Annotated in this window: 1 pseudogene; it reads left to right on the forward strand. The window is 51.9% G+C overall.

Annotated features, from left to right (window positions below):
• Positions 1-287: pseudogene (locus ABWW58_RS17150) on the forward strand (IS5-like element ISLrh3 family transposase); the annotation flags it as partial.

The raw sequence follows: 287 nt of genomic DNA on the forward strand, positions 1-287 counted from the left end.
GTCGCACCGCTAAGGAAACGCGCCACCAAGTCAAAACACAACTGCAATACGTGCGACGTGACTTGCGTTATGTCGACGAGCTGCGCGCAAAAGGCGGTGAATTGACTGAGAAGCAACACAGCCGACTGACCACGATCCAGCATCTGTTTACGCAGCAGGAGTTCATGTATCGAAATAAGACCCATCGAGTGGATCATCGGATTGTCAGTCTGTCTCAGCCATACGTACGCCCAATCAAGCGGGGCAAGGCGAAACAAAACACGGAGTTTGGTCCGAAAATCGATACC

Origin of the sequence: Sporolactobacillus caesalpiniae, from assembly GCF_040513385.1 — a bacterium.
Classification (GTDB): Bacteria; Bacillota; Bacilli; order Bacillales; family Sporolactobacillaceae; genus Sporolactobacillus.